The sequence below is a fragment of the Vibrio hepatarius genome, from assembly GCF_001274785.1.
Lineage (GTDB): Bacteria > Pseudomonadota > Gammaproteobacteria > Enterobacterales > Vibrionaceae > Vibrio > Vibrio hepatarius.
In genome coordinates this window covers 131087-150832 of the sequence record NZ_LHPI01000013.1, presented here as the reverse complement: position 1 = coordinate 150832, position 19746 = coordinate 131087, and the positions used below count along the sequence as shown (strand labels likewise).

Sequence of the window (19746 nt, the reverse complement as noted above, 5' to 3'; positions counted from 1 at the left end):
TTTTAAAAGAAGAAACCAGATGTAGTCACGTTTTGTGGCTCAGCTACTGGAATCTCAGGTGTAACAGTTTTAAATGTATCAAGTGCATCAAGGTCTACTGTAATACCATCTTCTGCAACAACCACATCGTCAAACGAAGCATCAGCTTGTTCAACTTGAAGCGGTTCTTCCATAGCGACAGGTACTTCAACCATTGGCGCCGGCATTTCTACAGGTGCTTGGTCAACAGTAGGTTGCTGTTCGACAACTGGCTGTTCTGCAACAACAGGTTGTGTATCTACAACTGGTTGTTTTTCAACAACTGGCTGAGATTGAACTGCCTGTGGTTTTTCAACAACAGGTGTTTCAACAACTGGAGCTTGAGCTTTAGCAGCTTTATTACGACGAACTATTTCTAGCTGACGCAGTAATTCCGCTTCAACATCATCGATGCCGGTATCAACTTGAGGCGCGTTATCTGCAGCCGTTGTTGATTGCTCTTCTTCCTCACTTTCAACTTCGGCTACCTTAGCTGCAATCTGGTTAATACCCGATGCATGTAGCTTAAGCTTGTGTGAGTCAGTCATCATCATGACGTGAGCCATAAGATTACTGAAATGCGATCCTCTGATTTTGCCTGTGTTCGGTAGAGCCTTATCCAGCAAATCGTCAAACATATCGACAACGCCTTCAAATACCGGGTCAAGCATGTACAGAGAGAACACTTTGTCACGTAGGCGACGCAGTGGACGTTTAATATCTTGAGTACATTCTTCTTTACGTGAACCTTTCGCTTTACCATCTTTGATTGTTAAAGAGTCTTTAAGGAGTGCTTGTGCTTCCTTAGCGATGTCTTCGAACAACTGTGCTGCAGCTTCACCGACAATATCTGCCAGATCTTCTTCAACGCGTGGTGTGAAACGAACAGGTTTGTAAATGCGCAGACGGAAACGAGCGCGAACTTCCTCAACAGTCATGTACCCATCACGAATGACAGATTCCAATCCCGGATGTGACTGACACCAATCTGTGATCAGCTGTTCATACTTGCTACAGAAGTTATCAACTTCTTGCTCATACTCTTCAACCAATGGTTCAGCTTCTTTTAGCAGCTCGATAAGAGCAGAGTCAGATAGTAAATGGTTACCCATAAATCTAACGCCAAACTTATTGAACAAGCGGCCAAATCGAGAAGCGAACTTATTACAGAAACTAAGGTGTGTTCTTGTATCCAGAAGTGACTTACGACCCGGTGAAACTAGATCGTCAGGTAGTTCAACAGATTTACCGCCTGAATCAAGCGCTGTTACTTTACCTTCACTAAATGTCTTCTTACCGCTCCAGTTACGCATTTCGTAACCGATAATCACACACCCCTCTTTGAGTTGTTTGTGGTTATCCAACAGCTCTTGAGTAGCAGCCGTTGCATGATCGATAACAGACGAGTTAGTAGTAGTTGATAGTGACATGGTTATTCCTCCACAGAATATTGGTTTGGTTTGGTTATTCAAATCAACCCAGGGAATACCAGTCACAGATCAACCCCTATGGGGAGATTGTAAAAAGCATCCCCATAGGATTAATTTTTAGGTTTGTTACACAAAAGTTCGAGTCAAAGAGTTAAAGGTTTTTTGCCCAATTGAGACATAACCTTTCCCTTCTTTTTCAGTGATCTTCTTGCGAACATAAAATTCACCTTCAATGTTTGACCCATTAAAGTCAGTGACTAAAGGCTTAAAGTAATAAACAAGTTGGGAACCGCCCGGCTCAGTGAACCAGGTATGGACACCGCGTTGATCTTGGCCTATTGCCCAAGTCTTTTGCTTGCCATCCGGTCGGATTGCTCCATAGCATTCAAATTTGACGCTAGAAACATCTTGTTCAGGGGAAGAACAATAGTCCTTCTCCTGATCAGTTCCCTTACTTACTTTCCCGATGCATTAGCCTCGTTCCAACCATCAGGATGGTCGAAAGACTCTCCGAAGATACGATGAACGATTGCATAAACTGCAGGTTCATCCGCTTCATCAAGGCTGTTACCGAATACAAAGTCGAAAGACTCTCTCAACGGAACATTTTTAACACCAAAGATTGTCATGTAATCTGCCCATGCCACTAGAACACGAGTAGAGAATGCACAAGACAGACGTTCATCTGGCAGAGCCAGTTTCTTAAGTGCTTCCGCTGTGGTCGCTTTGGCTTCCAGCTGAGGTGCACGAAGTGCAAGTCTCATTTGGCCAGCCAACTTAATCATCTTGTGTCGAGTGCCTTTGCTGATGTCAGGGTAACTTGCAGACAAGATACTATCTTCCACAGCAGCTGATGGATAATCACATTCAACGAAAGCAAAACGACGACGGAAAGCTTCATCAAGACGTTGAGAGGTATGGTATCTACCTGTCATGTCACCACCACCATTCGTATTCGCGGTTGCGCAAAAACGGAAGTTTTTATGTGGGGTAATGATTTCGCCTGTATCGTCTAATTGCCAAGGTTTGTATTCAGCAGGAGTGTGAAGCTTGCTCAGGAAATCTCCTGAACCTTTATCACATTCATCCATAATCTGACACCAACCATATTTCATAGCGCTTGCCACACTACCGTAACGGTAAGGTGTTTTGCCATTAAACAAGATGTAAGAGCCTTGAGCCTTTTCAGGTCGCATACTCTCATTCACCGCGGTTAAAGACACTGGCCAGTTCATACGGTCAGCAAACCATAAAAGCATTTCAGTTTTACCAGTACCTGTTTCACCAAACATGAAAAGCGATAGCTTACGTGTTGGAGCACACCACCAAGCAAGGATTGCTCGAAGTACATCACGTTGAGGGATGTAAGTCGGATTCGAATCGATGCATTTTGGATGACGGTGTTTAGGGCGTTGGATCTTGAACATGCCTTTCGGAATGTGTGGTGCAAATACTTCGCCGGCATCAACCAGTTCCAATTCGCTCCAGCGAGGGTCACTGTAAACAATGTCCTCAATCATTGGGTTTTTAAGCTCCAATAACTTAACCAATTGCTCATTAGACATTTGGCTAGCTGTTTCACGGTTGATAACTTGAGTTGGTTGAGCAGTAATAGTTGCAGTATTAGTCATTTTAAAATTCCTCCACAGGATTTAGAAACCCGCAGAGGACAAACACAACTATCCCGTAGGGGAAGTTATGCCGTCCCCTTTGGGCATGGTTGGTTTGGTTTTTGGTTGTTTAATTAAACGTCGAACTCAGAATCTTCTGGATTCTGAATAAAGTACATTTTTGGTTTGATACGGTTGATAACGCCTGCCATGTCCATACCGATTTTACTGGTTAGTTCACGTAGTTCGTCACAGTGCATCAATGTTGCTACCTTTGCCCACTTAGCTTTGCTGGTTTTGCATTTGCGAAACTCAGACAAGAACCAGTCAGCTAATTGGTCTTTAAAACGACGAGAATTACATTCACGCGGTGAAAGGCCAATTTCATTTACTTCATCTACAACTTTGTGGTCCAGCTTCACAAGCATGTTAATTACTTTGCGAGTCTGGGCGGCACTGTCGTAGTTTTGAAGCGCTTCAAGAACACCATCACGAATATCGTCAGGTTGGTAACCAATCGCAGCACACAAATCCTTAAAGGATTCGCTTTCTTGCCACGATACGATTTCCTCACGAGTCGCTGAGCCAGGTTTAGTTTGACGTAGCTGTTTAAGGTGTTCGTGTAACATCCCATCCCATAGTTCAAGCAATGTGTTTTCATCCCAATCAAGTAACAGTTCATCAGTTGCAGGATCGTACTCAGGGCAAAGCAAGAGCATGTGATCAGGCATAGACTGTGACGCATTGGCATGGCGCATTGTGATACCGTCTTTGTCTTCAACCATAGCTCGAGGTGCAGTGACGCGTTTCTTAGGCGCGGTGCTCTTCTTCGCTTTAGGTTTAACTTGACGTGGTTTAGGTTGAGAAGCAGTTTCGATAGAACCAAAGATGTCGTATTGCATGTGTAATTCCTCCACAGAATTTTGGTTCTGCTTAAACGAGGAATACACTTCTGCTTTGGCAGGAGTTATTCCTGCTTAGGCAGATTGGTTTAATTAAAGATTGGTTTAGTTACTAAATTTACTCGAGGCCAAGTTCTTGCATACATTCCCCTTCGATAGCGCATAGACTTTTGCCTAATTGCTCTTCTCTGAGTTCTGTAAATTCTCGGCCTTGTTTTGTTTTCTCTTCTGTCATGACAAACCGTTGCCGGCTATCAAGAGAAAAGTAGATATGCATCCGTTTAGGAGCATTCTTATCCCCTACCGTTCGGTGCCGCTCGATTCGACCTTTGCAGGACGACGCAAGTTGAAACATCAAACTAGCCATGACATCACCTTAACAAGCAGCAAAGTAAATTTCGTTTGCGCGAGTTACTGCACGATCGGCCATATGTATAAGGCGGTCACATGTAGAAGCATCACGAGCAAAACGAGCTTTCTTACGTAGACGCGTCGAACGACGTTTCAGGTAAGCTGCTGTTTGTTTAGGATCGGTTGAGTTACAAGAGTTGTTAGTAGACATGGTGACCTCCACAGTCGGTTTAAAAAGGGAGATCACTGCCCCATTAGGGAGTAGTAAATCTCCCAAATGGGTTTTTAAGTTGGTTAGGTTTAGGTTTAAATTTCAATGGCAATGCCAAACAGTCAGTTATTACTGTTGACGGCTACCATAGAAATCTTCTTCGTCCCAATCTCCACCTTGTTGTGGAATTTGGTCATCAGTGTACTGCGGTGCATGTTGCGGTGCAGGGCTCTGAGGTGCGCTGTAATGCTGTTGCTGCTGCGGAGCACGTTGAGGTGCTTGCTGCTGCGGTGCATGTTGCTGCGGTTGACGATCATAATGACCTTGGCCACCAGCTTGTTGAGGTGCTTGTTGAGGTTGAGATGAATAATTCAAACCAGCCTCTTTAGCTAACTCTTTAAGTGCTTTAGGAAGATGAGACACTATAGATTCAACTTGAATCTCAGTAATCATATGACCTTCTTCACCTATAGCGCGCTGAACGAGAAAACCTTTTACACAAATATCATCACCAGAAAAAAGACCGCCATTGCGTTCAAGTTTCTGAATTTGATAATCGTTAAATTTTAAATTCATCCAAACTTTACGCTCATTGAATCCGGGTCCATCTTTTTTGCGCCATGAAGTAGTTTGACAAACAGACACAACGCCAAAGCGAGGTCCATTATTACCACCAAGTATCTTCAAGTCACGACCACATGTACCACCAAATCCAACAGTGTTTTCGTTCGTTTTAATCATTTTGTTGCTCCACAGATTTGTTTATAAACAAGCTAAAACGCTTGTTATTGAACGTGTAAGCGGAGCATATAGTATCTTACCCAAAAAGGTAAAGGACAAAGCTCCACCCGTTCGGGAAGTAAAATCTATCAACAAGTGGTTAGCTTGAAGACAGGTTGAAGACCATTTATATAGCTGGTCAATGACTAGTAAACATCTCTTTTTAGAGTAGTGAGATTAGCTACTTGGGGTGTGACTTATGCTATTACAGGTAATAGTGTCAGTTAGGAAAAGTATCCAATTAGACAAGTCACGATAGCACTTAGATCATCAACATTCCCGATCCCAAAATATGGGGAGGAAAGGCCAAAAGGCAAATGAATCAACTAAGGTGCAGGTATAAATTCGGAGGCTAGTCAGGTCTTACAGTTGCTGCCTAACGCCTAAACTGTCGGTGTGTGACCAACAGCTTGATTGAATTGGTTTTATTAATGAACTGCTGGGGAGAGTAACCTCCCCCAAGCAGCTTGCCAGGCTTGTTATAAAGATAACGAGCTAGGACGAACTGAAACCCTGCGACCTATCTAGAAATTGCAACAACCGCGCACTTTACTGGCTGCTCTGTGTATCGAGCCCAGCGGTGCAAATGACTTTTTCTAGCCATAGAATTTATAGTGGTTGATGGTCTTTTCTTTCGGAAGCTCACTACGTTATCGCGGTAATGCAATGAAACGTTTGATTCAGTATCGAGTGTGCTGTTTAGAGTTTCAGGTGTGGTTTCAGTCGTCATGGAATGCCTCTCTTTGTATTCAGATCTACCCTCAAACGCTCTCGCGTAAAAACGCTTGAGGTGGTAGACCTGAAAGAGAAACCTAGCAAGTGTAAGCCAAAGCCAATGCCAAAAGGCGTTAACTTCAACTTACATCTAGCTAGATATGCTCCATAACGGTTATGACAAAATCACTAAGTGAAAATGTGCATAACACTATAAGGTACGACCCTTACAGTACGAGCTTTACTATGACAACAAAAGGATGACGTCAGTAATAGCTTCGATAATGTCTAAAAGTAACATGGTATTTTCCTTTAATTGAATAAATCAAAACCACGTCACCTAAAAGGCAATGTGGTTACCTACTAGGTGTTAGACGAACGTATAGTCAGAACGACGAGCGGCAAGAATCACACGAGCAAGTTGCACGTATTTGTGATCTTCATGAACCATCCAAGTTAAATACTCAGTTGGAACTTGTGCCCATGTCTTACCCTCATGCTTACCAAATCTCACAGTTAGTTTTTCTAAGTTGTGAACACGTTCAGCATCAGAGTGGGTATGAACTAGGAAGCCACCAATTTCTGGTACAATAATCGCTTCTTCTTCTAGTTTCTTTTTGTGTTCAATAATCTTGTTTTCGATAGCAGAACCACCGGTGTAAAGCAAAGCAATTACACAAACACCAAGAACGAACAATCCTAAAAACGCCATAATATTTCCTCCGAAAATTTTAAATGAATAAAATTTGCACAAAGGAATACTATGAGTTTTTCCCGTAAGGAGAGTCATAGTCTCCTTATGAGAACAAATTTTGTTAATGACTACAGAGAAGCTGGCAAGCTAATCGGCAGTATATTTAGTTACTTATGCGAACATAAGATTTATGTATTTATCACGATTGAAAGTTATCAAACGAGCTTACTTTGGATTCAGTTGTGAGTAAAAAACACAGCTCTTCTTGAAACAATCCAACAAAGTCTCTCAAAAGAGAGGAAAGTTGTGGGAAAGGGCTAATGCCAAAGAAGAAATTTACCTTGTAATAGTAACCCACGTTGAAAGCGTAAGCACCTATAAATACCCTTACCAGCGGCGATTAAATACGACTTTGTAGACCCACTTAATCGCCACGGATTTTATGCTGCCTCTTCCTGTTCTTCATCTTTTCGTTGTTTGGCCAATAACTGTAGTTTTTCCTCAGCTAAGGCCAATTCTTCGGGGAATCCTTCTGCTAAGAATTGAGATGGCTCTTTCTTCTTCGCCGTTCCCGATGAATCAGGATCGCTGTTAAAAGATAGATAAAGTTCGTCAACTGCTCGAGTCATTCCAACATAGAACAGCCTACGCTCTTCCGGGACACCGCCCGTTGATTCTTCCTCCAGCGAGTTGTTAGATGGACATACGCCTTGATTTGATCCACAAATCCAAACCTGCTCCCACTGCAACCCTTTCGATGAATGAAGACTCGACAGTGTTACCACTCCACGTTCAGTGTCTTCATCGCCACCCTTTTGGCTTGGTGCTAAGTTCTTTGAAAGCAATTCAACCCGGTCGACAAAACCACCTTCAACTTTCAGGTTGATTAGGATGTCTCCAACCAGTTCAATAAGCCTAGCTTCTCGACTTTTCCCACCGCGATGCGTCTTAAGGAAATCAACTATCGCTTTAACCCGCACATTCAAATCAGACTTGGTAGTTGTATCACTCCCCCAGTCTTTCCAATGGAGGTGCAATTGTTCAGAGCTGTGGCGCCAATCCAACCAAGCTGGTGGCATAAAGTCTCCAAAAGAAGTACGTTTTTGAGCTAACCCTTGAGTCACCATTTGAATCGCTTCTTCGTCTTCCCCTAACCAACCAAGGATCTCACCAATGAAGCGAGTGTCTTTCGGACGTACTAAACTCCATAGCAACTTGAGGACAATATTCGCAACATTATCATCCCAAAGCTTCTTACCGCCTAAACGACGATATGGAATGTCGTGCATTTTTAGGTAACCTTCGGCTTCATCCAATATACGGTTAGTACGGCCAAGGACAGCCCATTGGCGATTGTCCGATGTAATGGCTTGTACCATGCCCTGAAATTCATCCGCAGCTGTTAAGTATCCTTTGAGTTTAACTATGCCGCCCTCTTCCCTGCCGGACACCATATCTTTGTATACCCGGTCCTCGTTGTACTCTATAACTCTTTTCGCGGCTGCGAGTATTTCTGGCCGACAGCGAAAGCACATCTTCAAAACGTAACCAACCGCATTAAAGTCACCCTGAAAGTTGACCATATTCTGGTAACCTGCCGCCCCGCGCCACGAGTAGATAGATTGGTCGTCATCGCCTACCACCACTATTTTTGCACCCATTTCTCCATGTATCTGTATCCAGGCATACTGCATGTCACTCGTATCCTGAAATTCATCAACGAGGATATGGGTTGCATCCCACGGCGGCAACGTGCCGTTTTGCACACCCAGGTATGCTGAGCGCGCTATCAGGTTAAAGTCTTGGCAATTGTTTTTCTTAAGTAGGTCCGAATATGCTAAATAAATTAACCATCCCGGATTGCTCCCCTTCCCACTTATTGGTTCAGGCTTAAGCATCCGTCCATAGGTATCAATGGCATTCATTGCTTCTTCAATATCCATTGACAGGCCTGCGTGACGCATTGCCCTTTCAAGGAAGTTATATTGCTCACCACCCACTAGGGTTCTCTTAGTATTTCGGCCACCATTTCTTAGCTGTTGACCAAATACAGAGTCAAACGTTGCAGCTTTAGCGCGATATTTACCACTACCTTGAATCTTCTGAGCAAGACGCTCATTGAGTTCCTCTGCAGCAGCTTTGGTGAATGTAATGAGTAGCAATTTGTATGACGGGTCTTTATTTACCAGATTATCCGCTAAGGCCACCATTGTATGGCTTTTACCACTACCAGGCAGTGCACAACACATAGTATGGCCGTCACTATCAGCCACCAGCTGTTGGTCTTCTGTTAATCCTGACACTATTACCTCACATGTACTTCTAAATGTTTGGCTTATGATAAACAAGATTGAATTATCTTACGAGTTCAATGGTTAGCGTTTTTATCTGGTTTGGCAACAACGTACAGAATTGATTTAAATTTACCCCAAAAACTGAAATTACTTGTTGATGTGCAACCGTAGTTACGTATCATTCGTCGGTTGAATATTTCCAGTGCCCTTAATTTTCTTCACCGAGCAGTATTGCACGTTCTGCAATAGGCTATAGCATTTAAATATCAACGACATAAAACACACGTTAAAGGATTTACCAATGAAGAAACTATTTGTACCTGCAATGGCTGCACTAACTTTGGCTCTTTCTGGTTGTGCGAGTAACAAAGCTATCGACCCAACACCTTTGCAATTAAACACGTCAGACTCAGTAGCAATGCAAACTCTGAAATCTGGTTACGATTATGTTCCGTTTGATATTAAGGACGCAGTAGTAGCGAAAGATGTTTATGATAACAAAGTAGGCTATGGTGCAAGTGCTGGATTAGGTTTTCTTGCTGGTGGTGGCATAGGCGCCTTGGGCGGTCTTGGTATGGCTGCGATCATCAACGCTGGTGGTAACGTACAAGCCGATTTTATTCAAATTATTGCTTGGATCCCTGCCGATAACATTGATATTACCAACAAAGCGGCTCTTGATGATTACTTAAAGACTAACTATTTAAAGCCTGCTGCGGATACGTTCATTGCTTCTGATTTCAATAAGCAAATGGAACACCCAACAGAGTTTGTTAGCTACAAAGATGGCTCATACCGTGTTAAAGGTGGTGCATGCTGGCCTGTAATGCACGGCGATGCTAAATATGGTGAATGCAACCTATTCCCTAAATATTCAGTTGATGTAGTTCGCTATGCGACTAAAGAATCAGGTATTCCATTTAACCCTGACGTAAAAGCTGATCGATACATTATTGTGCGTTTGACAGATGGACTACTGAACACGGCTACATTCCTACCATTTATCGAAACAAACATGGTTTCAGCTTACGTACCAGCAATGAGCTACAAAGCAGAACACCTTAACCGTTTTTCTCCATCGGATAAGCCTTTAGTAAGCCAAGATACTCCATTTGTAATTCGCAAAGGTGTTCCTAACTTCTTTGTGAAAGTTCAGAAATAGAACTCTAAACACATTGATAAAAGGCGACATTGGTCGCCTTTTTTGATCAGTCAGGCATCACATTGTGTAGAAATTTAGCAAATGGCACCACATCACAATCGATCGATGCGCTTTCTAATGCGTCAAGATATGCAGTTCTTTCCGTTACTGGCACCACCGTCCAACGATAACCACCAAGAAGAAACATGAAATTCATTAGAAATCGGCTAGTACGTCCATTCCCATCTGGAAATGGGTGTACGTATCCCAAGAAGAAATGTCCTAAAACAGCTTTTACAGCAAAATTAGGCTCACCCACAATAAGCTCTTTTAGCGCGTCCATACAGTCCATGAGATGTTCACTTTGTGGTGGCATATGGCGTGATGTCCGAATCATGATCGGCCCCTTTCTGTAGCCAGCAAGATCACGCTCATTAATGATGCCAGCCGTAACACAAGGCTTAAACAAAGAGGTATAGATTTGAGTTATGCTAACATCGATAAGGTACTCCAGATCCAAGTCCTCTGATCCTTCCTCGTGCGCCTCTTGAATCAACCCTCGTAATGCTTGGAATGCTTCATAATAACCTCGCGCTGCCAGTGCATCTCTTTGTTGCTTGTCTGCGGCTATGTGTTCTGAATCCCACTCGCCATTTGCTACACGGTTAATCAGTTCTTCGGTAACAACATATCCTTCGATGGACAGCGAGTGATAAGCATCCGATACGTATACCTTATCCATTGAATCTAGCAGTTCATTAAGAGTGCTCTTAAAGAAGTCAGTAGATGCCTTATCGGTAAACACCTGCTCTACATCTTCACGCAGCTTTTGCCATAGCAAACGAACGCGCACAGCCGCCGCAGATTCTTGACGTTTATTACCAATTTTAATGACCGGCACTTCAAAAGGGTTCTCACCCTTAATTGGTGATAGCCCAGCAGCAGTAATAATGTTTGTAAGGTTTCGAGAGTCAGCTTTACGACCAATCTCGAGATACGCACCAATCAATCTATTGGCCGATTGAACGTTCTTAGTAACGAGTAAACTGTCTGCAACTGCATTAACGTCAGATTGTCCAAGTGCGATTTGCACAGCCAAAGGATTAGACCTGTAAATTGTGGGAGCTAACCCGGCCAATGCGAACTCAAGTGTAAGTACCTGAACACCTTGGTATTCAGTGATGTGAGTAGGCTTACCAGATTTCTTTATCACCATAAGACTCATGTCGTTTGGCAATACTATATTTTTTGTTGCCCCCTCACTGGTAAATACAACTAGCTGTTTTGGCAAAGAGTTGTTTGCCGTATGAATATCGATGGATGCTTCCGGGTTTAGCCAGTAATCGTCACCGTATGCTTCTTGCAGGTATTGGCCAACGAACTGCCAAATGGATTGGTACCAGAGAGCTGACTCACCAGCTTTCTCTACTGTAATGTCTGCATCGAACAGGTACCAACCTCGAACTATTTGTTTTAGATAGCCTTCGGACACCAATAAGGTTCGCGTTGTAGGCTTAAGATTACTACTATTAACGATGTTCCCCGCTCGAACTGCAGACGCCTCTCTTAACGCCTCTGCAAGTTTTTCATTACCGGTTTTAGCCATAACTGTGTCCATCTTTTAAATTATCAGTGAGTGCTAAAAGTATATCACTCCCAGTTATGCATTTAAATTACTCTTAGTTACGCAAATGCATTACTTTCACTTACGCATTTATTTTCCTTTCAGTTACGCGCATGGGTTACTTTCACTTATGCATTCAAATTACTCTTAGTTGTTAACTTACATTACTTTCAGTTACGTATTAAAAAGGCGACCCGAGGGCCGCCTTGTTTTTCTATTTACTGATTCGGAGTGAACGCACCTTGCTCACAACTCTTCGGTCTTGGTCGCGTTGTACAATCGACATTATTTCCTACATCAGCCTCTTCCATCTCTTCTCGACGTTGAACCCAGGCATTATCGACTGAACGTTCTTGGTTACGTTCGAGAGCATCTGATCGGCCAAATCCGTTAGAAATGTTCCCGCCGGTTATATCTTCCATTGATTTATCGATCGGCAACTCATCTGACTCGGCCATCATTTCTACCCATTCAGTAAAGTCAATTTTTGAAAAGTTCACTTTGCTGAGCTCGGAGATCTTTAGCCCTCGACAACCCATTTCGTTTCTAAACGATTTAGCGCTCCATCCAAGCTGTACAATCGCTTGTTCCATGATGATTCGACTAATTACGCTTTCATAACAACAATGGAAATCTTTTGCACGATTAGTACAAACACCGAATACTTTGTCGCAGTCTTCATGGTGTGTTTTAAAACATTTCTTACTGAGTAATTGAACTCCCATGTCTTCTTCTTCTTCGGTACACGCCGTCAACATTGTGTATGCCAGTTTTGCCAATTGATAAACTGCATATACCCAACCAATGAAGCTGATCACGTTCATTACTGACGTGGCAATTGTGTTCATTGCTGTTGCCCCTGTTGCAGCGGCACCACTACCACCGATAGACGTGGCTGCAGAGTTAATAGCGTTCTGCAATGTCTCTGGAAGCATGTCGTAGATTTTCTGCATTAGGGTATTTTTAAAGTTTGATAACGCGGTTGTTACCGAACTAGAAAAGTTACCAATAACGCTACCACTATTTGAGACCAGGTTAGCAGAAGTATTTCCAGCAGTATTACCGACAGCGCCAGTTAACTTACTAGAAACTGTATTCCAAACACTTTTACCTACATCTACTGCCTTACTTGATAGAGTATCCCATGCGCCTTCAACTGCTTGGCCGGCAGCTTCAAGACCAGTTTGAATCGCTGTTCCACCGAACGCACCTTCTGCAGATGCTGCATATCCGGTCACCGTGTATATATTCTGACCAAGCTTGAAAACGTTCAATGTATTGACTCCAGCTGGCTGTTCACAACAGTCATTCACTTTTAACTGATCCCATCCACACCAACGTGCTTCACCGCTAAACACTTCACATGATGTCACATCACTTGGGTCCGAACATTCTTTTGTCGAACCAATCTCATTCATGGTCGCGTAAGTGGTTAATGCATTAGTAAAGTCTTGGTTGGTTTCATCGGCCCTTACTGTACAGGAACCATCAATACAGTTCTGATCTGTTAAACATGTATTGTTTGAACGCGTTTTAGTTATGACTGCGTTGCTCGTATCCTGACACTCATAGGTAACATTCCATGCATAGCATGTACCCGATTCTTCATCTAGCCAACCTTCTACACACTCTTGAGATACCGCGTCACATGAATCGTCTTCGTCGTATACAGCGCAACCGTCATCAAGATGGATAATGTCACTAAATGAGAAGCTACCTCCATTCATAGAAAGTGACTTGCCTTTTAGCGGATCACAAACGTAGTCTTCGCGGTGTGCTGACATGCATACCGGGAATTTTGCCGCGCCGTCCCATAGTGGAGCAAACAAGTATTTCGCATCACGACCAAGGCCTGCAGGATACAGTTGCTTAACTTGGGAGTAGCTAACATCACTTTGTGAACTGTTGTAGAAACCTACACGACCACTATGAAACTCTCCATCAGTGTCAATCCATACCTTGTCATTGATTGACAGAGTAAAATGCTCAGGCTCAATATCGAGTTGAAACTCGTATTCTTTATTGTCTGCCCAACCGGTACCCAAATTAGTCGCTAATACTTCATATGTTCCATCATCCTTGGATAATTGATGTTTTTTCGGTATTACACCCATTGGCCCTGTAACTTTGGCCAATACCAGTCCTTTTGCCGCGCCTTCTTGATTCCCTTGTTTCCATGAAATAACAAAATAACTATTGTCAGGATCTGTGAGATCCGCTCCCTTTTCAGGTACTCCAAAGACGAAACCAATATAGTCATCGTCTTCGTCAGTATTTACTTTGATGTAGCCTTTAAACGAGTTCAACTCATAGGAATATTCAGAGAGATAGCTGGTCGGGTTACCATTGATCGTTTGTTTAACAGTATTTTTATCATTTGTGGTTTCCCATTTACCATTTGAATCTTCGGTTCCCCAGGTACCTAAATCGATAATTGTCCATTCAACTTCATCATCACATTGGAATGGGCCAGATGTGCAGTAGCTATCGGGCTCTTCTAAACGCTCATTACAGCCTTCTGGAAAATAGTCGAATCGCTCTTCCCAGTGTGTACGAACCGGATCTTCGAAGATAAGTTCAACAACTGCATAGGCTTCACCATCACCGCCCACACCAACTTGATAGTCGAATTCAATGCGGTCATCGTCTGCGAATGCATCTTGGAATGCTTTAGTCGCATCAAATCTCGGTACGGTACGGCTTGTGTTTTGTTCACATCCAGTAGCTGTTGTTGGGAAACCATCTTCCGTCGGGAAGCCCATGTGAACACCGTTATAGAACATCTCACCATCGGCTTTCAGACGGAATTGGTCGTCATAACTACCCGTCAACACGGTTGCTTTTTTTACAGCATTACCTTTTACAAGAGAAATCGCTATTTTCTCTTTGTAGATACCACACGAACCTGTTTGGTGAAGGTAGTCATCCCCTTCTTTACCTAGAGTAAGCCTTACACAATCCTCACCACACATTGATAGACTGGCATTATCTGCACCTTCAATAATATTTAAGGTCGGCTTCAATAACTTGCGGTCAACGATACAACCTGATTGATTGTTTTTGTTTGGCTTCATGCAAGTTGCACGGTTAGTAATAATTTTGGTCGGGTCTAGTTCCTGATATGTAGTACTCTCCGCGCTACAGTCACCGAAATATGCCCCCTGCCCTGTAAATGCATCAGTTACCGTATTTCGGCTAACTTGGAACATTGCCGAGTCACGGCTGAGTTTACGTGCAGGATTCTGATTACGGGCATCCATCAAAGCGCCATACGCTAATGCTGAGTGGTTAGTGTTATCGACTACTTCCTCACTCGAATCACCTTCTACTTCGCCAGATGAATCCAAAAATTCTTGATTGCTACTAATTTGGCCGCGGATGAATTGGCTCTGTGCTTCTTCGTCTTGATAAGTGCCATCTGGCGCTGAGAATCCATTGTTTGTATCGACACCGCCACTAGAAATAGCTTTAAATAAGTCTTCATTAGATAGCTTGGTTTCGTTATCCATGAATTCAGCACTTACGTTAATACCACTTGTACCACCGGATCCACTTATAGATGGCATAGATATGGTGCTCGCTGTGTTTCGTCCTAATTCAGAGCCTTGATTGAAGAAATAGCTAAAATCATTGTCATCGAATGTCGCGGGGTTTGAGTCAGTCCGATTTTTAACACATAGGTTTGAACCTGCTTCTAAATACTGACCGCTAGGACACGATAGTTCACCGCTCGGTGAAACGCACACACCATAACGCATGGTTGTACCTGCCCCGCAGGTTTCTTCTGCTTCACCCGGGAAACACTGATTACCTTTCTGATAGTATCCCGCTTTGCAAGAAGCACTAGGAACCGTGGACAAAGTACGCGTACACGCATCGCCTTCCATAGAAAAACCACTGTCACATGCTTTTTCTACACCTTTATACAATGTACGAGAACACATAAATGCTGGTGCGTTTAACTTCCAACGCATATCTGGTGTAGTGTACGCAGTACCACTGCTATTACATTCACCAATGATTTGAGCTCCACTACTACAGCTCATATTCACTGTTGTGGGAGTAGCGTTCGCAGCATCGGCCGGACATTTAATTTCTTCCGGTGCTTCCACGTAATAACATGCTGTCCCAACTCGAGTAGTTCCTTCAAATCGATCTGAGCAACTGCCTTCTTCCACACTATCCCGGCCAGCAAGCATTGAACATTGGTTAGGAAACTGAGCGGTATCAAAAGTAAAACCTGTTGCACAAATAACTGTGGCCGATGTCGACTCGTTTCTAATACAACTGTCTCCAGAGCGACTGTAGCCAGAAGCGCAAGATTCTCTTATAGAACGGACTTCTTTCTTGATACATTTACCGCCAGTCAGCGTGTAACCAGATGGACAGCTGTAATCCATTTGTATAGGCGTATCTAGCGACAGTGCTGCAAAACTTGGAGTGGAAGCCGTCAACATTCCGATCAATATGCCAACATACGCTGCAGACATAAGGTTCGTTAAGTACGTTACCACCAGCACCATTGATAAGGATTTTTTGAACACGAGGATGGTGACTCCAGATAAAATTTTATCAATGGAGTCTGTCAGGTTTTGGGGTCACGCATTTCAATTAAGTGCCCCTAACTAGATGGACTTATTGAATGCGTAAGCAGCATACAAAATACAATTCCATATAGGATTTTTCTAAAAAAAATGCGATGTCAAACATCGCATTCATTAGAGGGTTAGTAGTACCGTACACAACAATCGTTGTAGCGGAAGATATTGTACACAAATGTATTATCTTTCCCCCCGCCAGCAGCCATACGCCCTAAGCCCCACTTCATCCAAAAATCTCCAAGAGGATGACAGCAAGAGTCTGTAATCTGGTTCCCCAAACTGTCCACCTCGGCCACTGGCCAAGCCATACTGACCTTATACATGGGTTTTGGAATCATCGGGCTATACACGTTTTCACACATCGCATCTTCGCCATAGGTAGTCCGAGCGAGCCCCCTACGGTGCATTGACGCTAGTGCCCTCGTAACAATCAAGCTACTAGTACGGATTGGGTTGTTATCTGTCGTAACGTTACCAGTGAATGGATACATATTTCCTTCACAACCAGCACAGAACCAGTTTTGATCTGACGGGTCTGACGTAGCCGTCAACACAGCACAATCTTTCATACAAACTGCCTGAGCTACGGGATTTGCAAATGCCGTTGCATCCGCGTTAAATACCATTGCCAACATATCGTCGTACCACGTAATATCGAGCATCGACATGTATAAAAGATCAAGGTCGACTATGCCAGGGTCTTTGTCACACTCAGGAATCATGAACATCGACAGCATTTTAAATACGGGGTTGGCGAAGTAATTGTAATGGAACGTGGCCATCGTTGTCCTATCGGCTTTTTTCCCTCCCCCGGTCGTTCCCATGCTGGTTAGGTCGTCCTGTACCATTGTTCCACCAAGGGTAGGACTACACCAAGGCGTCGTTGTGATTTCTATAATCTGTTCGGGCGCCCAATAGCCCACACTAAATCCCAGCTCTGGTACACCAAGTTCATCTTGGCAATAACACATCGCATCAGTATTCGCACCATCTGGCGGTTCAGAAGAGAACCCCATCAAGTTAAATGGCAATGTACAGCTCCAACAGAACTTATTGATCAAGTTATTGAAGTATTTTGTGTCCGGGCAAGCGGCATCACTAAGAAATGATGCCCCCTCTTCGGCTAGTGCTGGTGAGGCTACCGTGCAAAAAATGGATGTAGCGAGAACCAACTGGGCCAGAAACCGCTTTGCTTTTCTTATTAAGGACATCATTAGCCACCTAATAAAGCACTTGCTTGAGCTATCACAATGTCTGCATATGAGGTAATCGTTCGGCCAAGACTTGGGTTCGCTAAAGTAAAGTAAACACCACCTACAAAAGACACACCTACTGTTAATAAAAATCTCATGTCGTTTCCCTAATCTCTCATTTATTCTTTTACTTAGTTACTACTGAGGGTGTTTCTACTACCTCAGTACCCGTCACAGTGACCGTATTTGGCTCTATCCCAGCTTTCATTCGTTGTTTCATAAGGGCGTCTTCCTGAGCCTTAACGCCATACTCTCTAACAACGATTTCACCGTTACCTAAATAAATTTGTACCGGCAGTTTTTTTATCTGGAATCGATTAATCATGCGTTCTTGAAGCATGTAAACTTGTTGCTTGTATTCTTTACTCAAATCACTGATGAACTTAAAACCTTCTTCTTTATCGATTCGAGAAGTCATCAGGCCGATCTTTCCATAACCGTTTTTAATCTCTTCATGGACGAGTGCGCGCTGCTGCTCACTTAATCCATCAAAGATATACAGGGTCAGGCTCATACCGGGGAAATGGTCAATTGGGTTTACAACCTGCCCTTTGGTCGCCAACAACGTGCCATCTTTCGCCTTAACGTCTTTATGGAACTGGACTCGTGGATCAATCTTATAAATGGCATCTTCTTGAGCTGTCGGTATGAGGAAGTCAGGGAGATTTTGAATATAGCGATTCATTGCTTTGCGACGTTTAGCATCCCAGTCTACGGCTGCAACACGCTCTTGAATCTCTTCGATTACATCGCGTTCGGTGATGTCGTAAGTAGTGGAGACTACCCCTAGATTTTCAGTCTTTTTACTATCTCGCGCCTTTTCTAAAAACCAATCCAACGAAGCAACGCCGTTAACTGAAACGATATGATTGTCTTTACTATTGCGGTACACCATTGCCGGCGCTTGGGTAATGCCAAACACTTTATGAAGTCGAGGGTCAATGGATACTTTAGGCGTTGGGCGAAACTCCTTGGCAATGCCATACATTGCCGCGGCCGTTTGGTTAACCATCTTGTCTTCTGGACGCATGCCGCGAAGAATCACGCGAGCATCAACTTCCGAAGCGGTTTTCAGGATGTCTTTAATTTCAGATACCGGTTGGGAGAAAGATACGAAGTAATACAGCTCTTCACCTTCTTTCAAAGGGCTATCTGGGCGAGGCTTCATATCGATAGTTCGGATCTTACTTTTATCCACTACCTTATAGGTATCTTGGATAGTTTTCTCGATAAATGAATGACTATCATCACCAATCTGTTGCGCTGCAGGTATCCATCGTTTTACACCTTCCGGTGCACTCTCTACGGGAGCACTCGCATCGTATTGACGCAGCCAACTCGGTGCGTCCATCTTTTTCGACTGTTGAATGAGCTTTTTATTTTGCTCAAATGTGGCCATGTCTTCTGTTGTCAGCGTCGGCGCAGCGAATGACGAACTAGCGGTAAGGCCCAAGAGTATTCCCGCGCCCAGTTTCTTTCTAAAAAATGACATATGATTTTCCAACCACCTGACTAGCTATATCCACGGTTCCCCAAAATCTTGAATCAAGTGATCCAGGTAGGGTTCCGAGCGCGAAGAGTTTTCCACTTGTGAGATGTTCTTCTCGGGATAATGAGTCGAGGGTAACTTTTAGATAATCAGCTGTGACACTAACATCTGAGTGGTAATTGTGACGTCCGTTAAAAACTTCATTGCGATTAACAATGACAGTATCGCCCGGCGCGCCTACGGTGATTTTGGTGAAGAGGGTTCCATCAGGGAATAACACTGTATCTTTGGATTTAAAGGTAACAAGGTCACCTACACCAACATTCTGATCAGCTCTATCCATGATAAATAGTCGACCTGGTATACATGGATAATCACTAACTGGCGGCAACAAGGTATACCGAGAGCTAAACCCCATAACTGCAGCCGTGCAAATAACGCCTGTTATTAGAGGTTTGATTAGCCGCTCTTTACGCTTGCTGGTTAGCTTTCCTGTAATTGGAATAACTGCTGACTGTTCTGACATCTTCAACACCAATGAATTAATGGTATTGATTCTGTCACTCCCCCCCATTCACCGTGGCGATTAAGTGCACCTATCTAGGTCAAGTAAATCCAAGTCAGTTAGTTTTTA

At 43.4% G+C, this 19746-nt stretch carries 15 protein-coding genes; 1 reads left to right on the top strand and 14 read right to left on the bottom strand.

From position 1 onward, the window contains the following. Positions 1 to 2: 2 nt before the first annotated feature. From AKJ31_RS14790 to AKJ31_RS14755, 8 genes are all read right to left on the bottom strand, one after another. Entirely contained in the window at positions 3 to 1448 is a 1446-nt protein-coding gene (locus tag AKJ31_RS14790; RefSeq protein WP_053409885.1) for a DUF3150 domain-containing protein, read from the bottom strand. Between the two features lie 455 nt (positions 1449 to 1903). Then, entirely contained in the window at positions 1904 to 3079 is a 1176-nt protein-coding gene (locus AKJ31_RS14785) for an AAA family ATPase (protein ID WP_053409884.1), read from the bottom strand. A 113-nt stretch (positions 3080 to 3192) separates the two neighbouring features. Further along, positions 3193 to 3960 (bottom strand): hypothetical protein, encoded by a 768-nt coding sequence (locus AKJ31_RS14780; RefSeq protein WP_053409883.1) that lies wholly within the window; start codon positions 3958 to 3960, stop codon positions 3193 to 3195. Positions 3961 to 4078: 118 nt separating this feature from the next. Continuing rightward, complete coding sequence (locus AKJ31_RS14775) at positions 4079 to 4327, bottom strand: hypothetical protein (RefSeq protein ID WP_053409882.1); 249 nt, start codon at positions 4325 to 4327, stop codon at positions 4079 to 4081. Between the two features lie 9 nt (positions 4328 to 4336). Next, positions 4337 to 4522 (bottom strand): hypothetical protein, encoded by a 186-nt coding sequence (locus AKJ31_RS14770; RefSeq protein WP_053409881.1) that lies wholly within the window; start codon positions 4520 to 4522, stop codon positions 4337 to 4339. A 129-nt stretch (positions 4523 to 4651) separates the two neighbouring features. Beyond that, positions 4652 to 5263, bottom strand: coding sequence for a hypothetical protein (locus AKJ31_RS23355; RefSeq protein ID WP_053409880.1), 612 nt, complete (start codon positions 5261 to 5263; stop codon positions 4652 to 4654). A 1123-nt stretch (positions 5264 to 6386) separates the two neighbouring features. Beyond that, positions 6387 to 6728 (bottom strand): putative quorum-sensing-regulated virulence factor, encoded by a 342-nt coding sequence (locus tag AKJ31_RS14760; protein ID WP_053409879.1) that lies wholly within the window; start codon positions 6726 to 6728, stop codon positions 6387 to 6389. A 422-nt stretch (positions 6729 to 7150) separates the two neighbouring features. Continuing rightward, positions 7151 to 9013, bottom strand: a complete 1863-nt coding sequence (locus tag AKJ31_RS14755; RefSeq protein WP_053409878.1) for an ATP-dependent helicase — start codon at positions 9011 to 9013, stop codon at positions 7151 to 7153. A 292-nt stretch (positions 9014 to 9305) separates the two neighbouring features. On the opposite strand from AKJ31_RS14755, the gene AKJ31_RS14750 reads away from it, so the two are divergent. Next, positions 9306 to 10166 carry a hypothetical protein gene (locus tag AKJ31_RS14750; RefSeq protein ID WP_053409877.1) on the top strand — a complete coding sequence of 287 codons (861 nt, stop codon included), beginning with the start codon at positions 9306 to 9308 and terminating at the stop codon, positions 10164 to 10166. Positions 10167 to 10212: 46 nt separating this feature from the next. On the opposite strand, the gene AKJ31_RS14745 is transcribed toward AKJ31_RS14750, so the two are convergent. From AKJ31_RS14745 to AKJ31_RS14725, 6 genes are all read right to left on the bottom strand, one after another. Then, a complete protein-coding gene (locus AKJ31_RS14745) occupies positions 10213 to 11751 on the bottom strand; it encodes a Fic family protein (protein WP_053409876.1) in 1539 nt (512 codons plus the stop codon). A 236-nt stretch (positions 11752 to 11987) separates the two neighbouring features. Beyond that, positions 11988 to 16259: a conjugal transfer protein TraN gene (traN, locus tag AKJ31_RS14740; RefSeq protein ID WP_169780640.1), complete on the bottom strand. Its 4272-nt coding sequence runs from the start codon at positions 16257 to 16259 to the stop codon at positions 11988 to 11990. A 236-nt stretch (positions 16260 to 16495) separates the two neighbouring features. Beyond that, entirely contained in the window at positions 16496 to 17581 is a 1086-nt protein-coding gene (locus tag AKJ31_RS14735; RefSeq protein WP_225478123.1) for a TraU family protein, read from the bottom strand. Positions 17582 to 17583: 2 nt separating this feature from the next. Then, positions 17584 to 17721, bottom strand: coding sequence for a hypothetical protein (locus AKJ31_RS23040; RefSeq protein ID WP_157052370.1), 138 nt, complete (start codon positions 17719 to 17721; stop codon positions 17584 to 17586). 29 nt (positions 17722 to 17750) lie between these two features. Beyond that, entirely contained in the window at positions 17751 to 19115 is a 1365-nt protein-coding gene (locus tag AKJ31_RS14730) for a TrbC family F-type conjugative pilus assembly protein (protein ID WP_053409873.1), read from the bottom strand. Next, the gene (locus tag AKJ31_RS14725) at positions 19102 to 19638 is read right to left on the bottom strand and encodes a S26 family signal peptidase (RefSeq protein ID WP_169780639.1); all 537 of its coding nucleotides are present in this window, start codon (positions 19636 to 19638) and stop codon (positions 19102 to 19104) included. The genes AKJ31_RS14730 and AKJ31_RS14725 overlap by 14 nt, the downstream gene beginning before the upstream one ends. Between the last annotated feature and the right edge of the window lie 108 nt (positions 19639 to 19746).

Coding starts and splice junctions, on each gene's coding strand:
- AKJ31_RS14760 (WP_053409879.1), bottom strand. CDS start 6,728: ATGGCGTTTTTAGGATTGTTCGTTCTTGGTGTTTGTGTAATTGCTTTG.
- AKJ31_RS14735 (WP_225478123.1), bottom strand. CDS start 17,581: ATGTCCTTAATAAGAAAAGCAAAGCGGTTTCTGGCCCAGTTGGTTCTC.
- AKJ31_RS14730 (WP_053409873.1), bottom strand. CDS start 19,115: ATGTCATTTTTTAGAAAGAAACTGGGCGCGGGAATACTCTTGGGCCTT.
- AKJ31_RS14790 (WP_053409885.1), bottom strand. CDS start 1,448: ATGTCACTATCAACTACTACTAACTCGTCTGTTATCGATCATGCAACG.
- AKJ31_RS14780 (WP_053409883.1), bottom strand. CDS start 3,960: ATGCAATACGACATCTTTGGTTCTATCGAAACTGCTTCTCAACCTAAA.
- AKJ31_RS14785 (WP_053409884.1), bottom strand. CDS start 3,079: ATGACTAATACTGCAACTATTACTGCTCAACCAACTCAAGTTATCAAC.
- AKJ31_RS14775 (WP_053409882.1), bottom strand. CDS start 4,327: ATGGCTAGTTTGATGTTTCAACTTGCGTCGTCCTGCAAAGGTCGAATC.
- AKJ31_RS23040 (WP_157052370.1), bottom strand. CDS start 17,721: ATGAGATTTTTATTAACAGTAGGTGTGTCTTTTGTAGGTGGTGTTTAC.
- AKJ31_RS14745 (WP_053409876.1), bottom strand. CDS start 11,751: ATGGCTAAAACCGGTAATGAAAAACTTGCAGAGGCGTTAAGAGAGGCG.
- traN (WP_169780640.1), bottom strand. CDS start 16,259: ATGTCTGCAGCGTATGTTGGCATATTGATCGGAATGTTGACGGCTTCC.
- AKJ31_RS14770 (WP_053409881.1), bottom strand. CDS start 4,522: ATGTCTACTAACAACTCTTGTAACTCAACCGATCCTAAACAAACAGCA.
- AKJ31_RS14750 (WP_053409877.1), top strand. CDS start 9,306: ATGAAGAAACTATTTGTACCTGCAATGGCTGCACTAACTTTGGCTCTT.
- AKJ31_RS14725 (WP_169780639.1), bottom strand. CDS start 19,638: ATGTCAGAACAGTCAGCAGTTATTCCAATTACAGGAAAGCTAACCAGC.
- AKJ31_RS23355 (WP_053409880.1), bottom strand. CDS start 5,263: ATGATTAAAACGAACGAAAACACTGTTGGATTTGGTGGTACATGTGGT.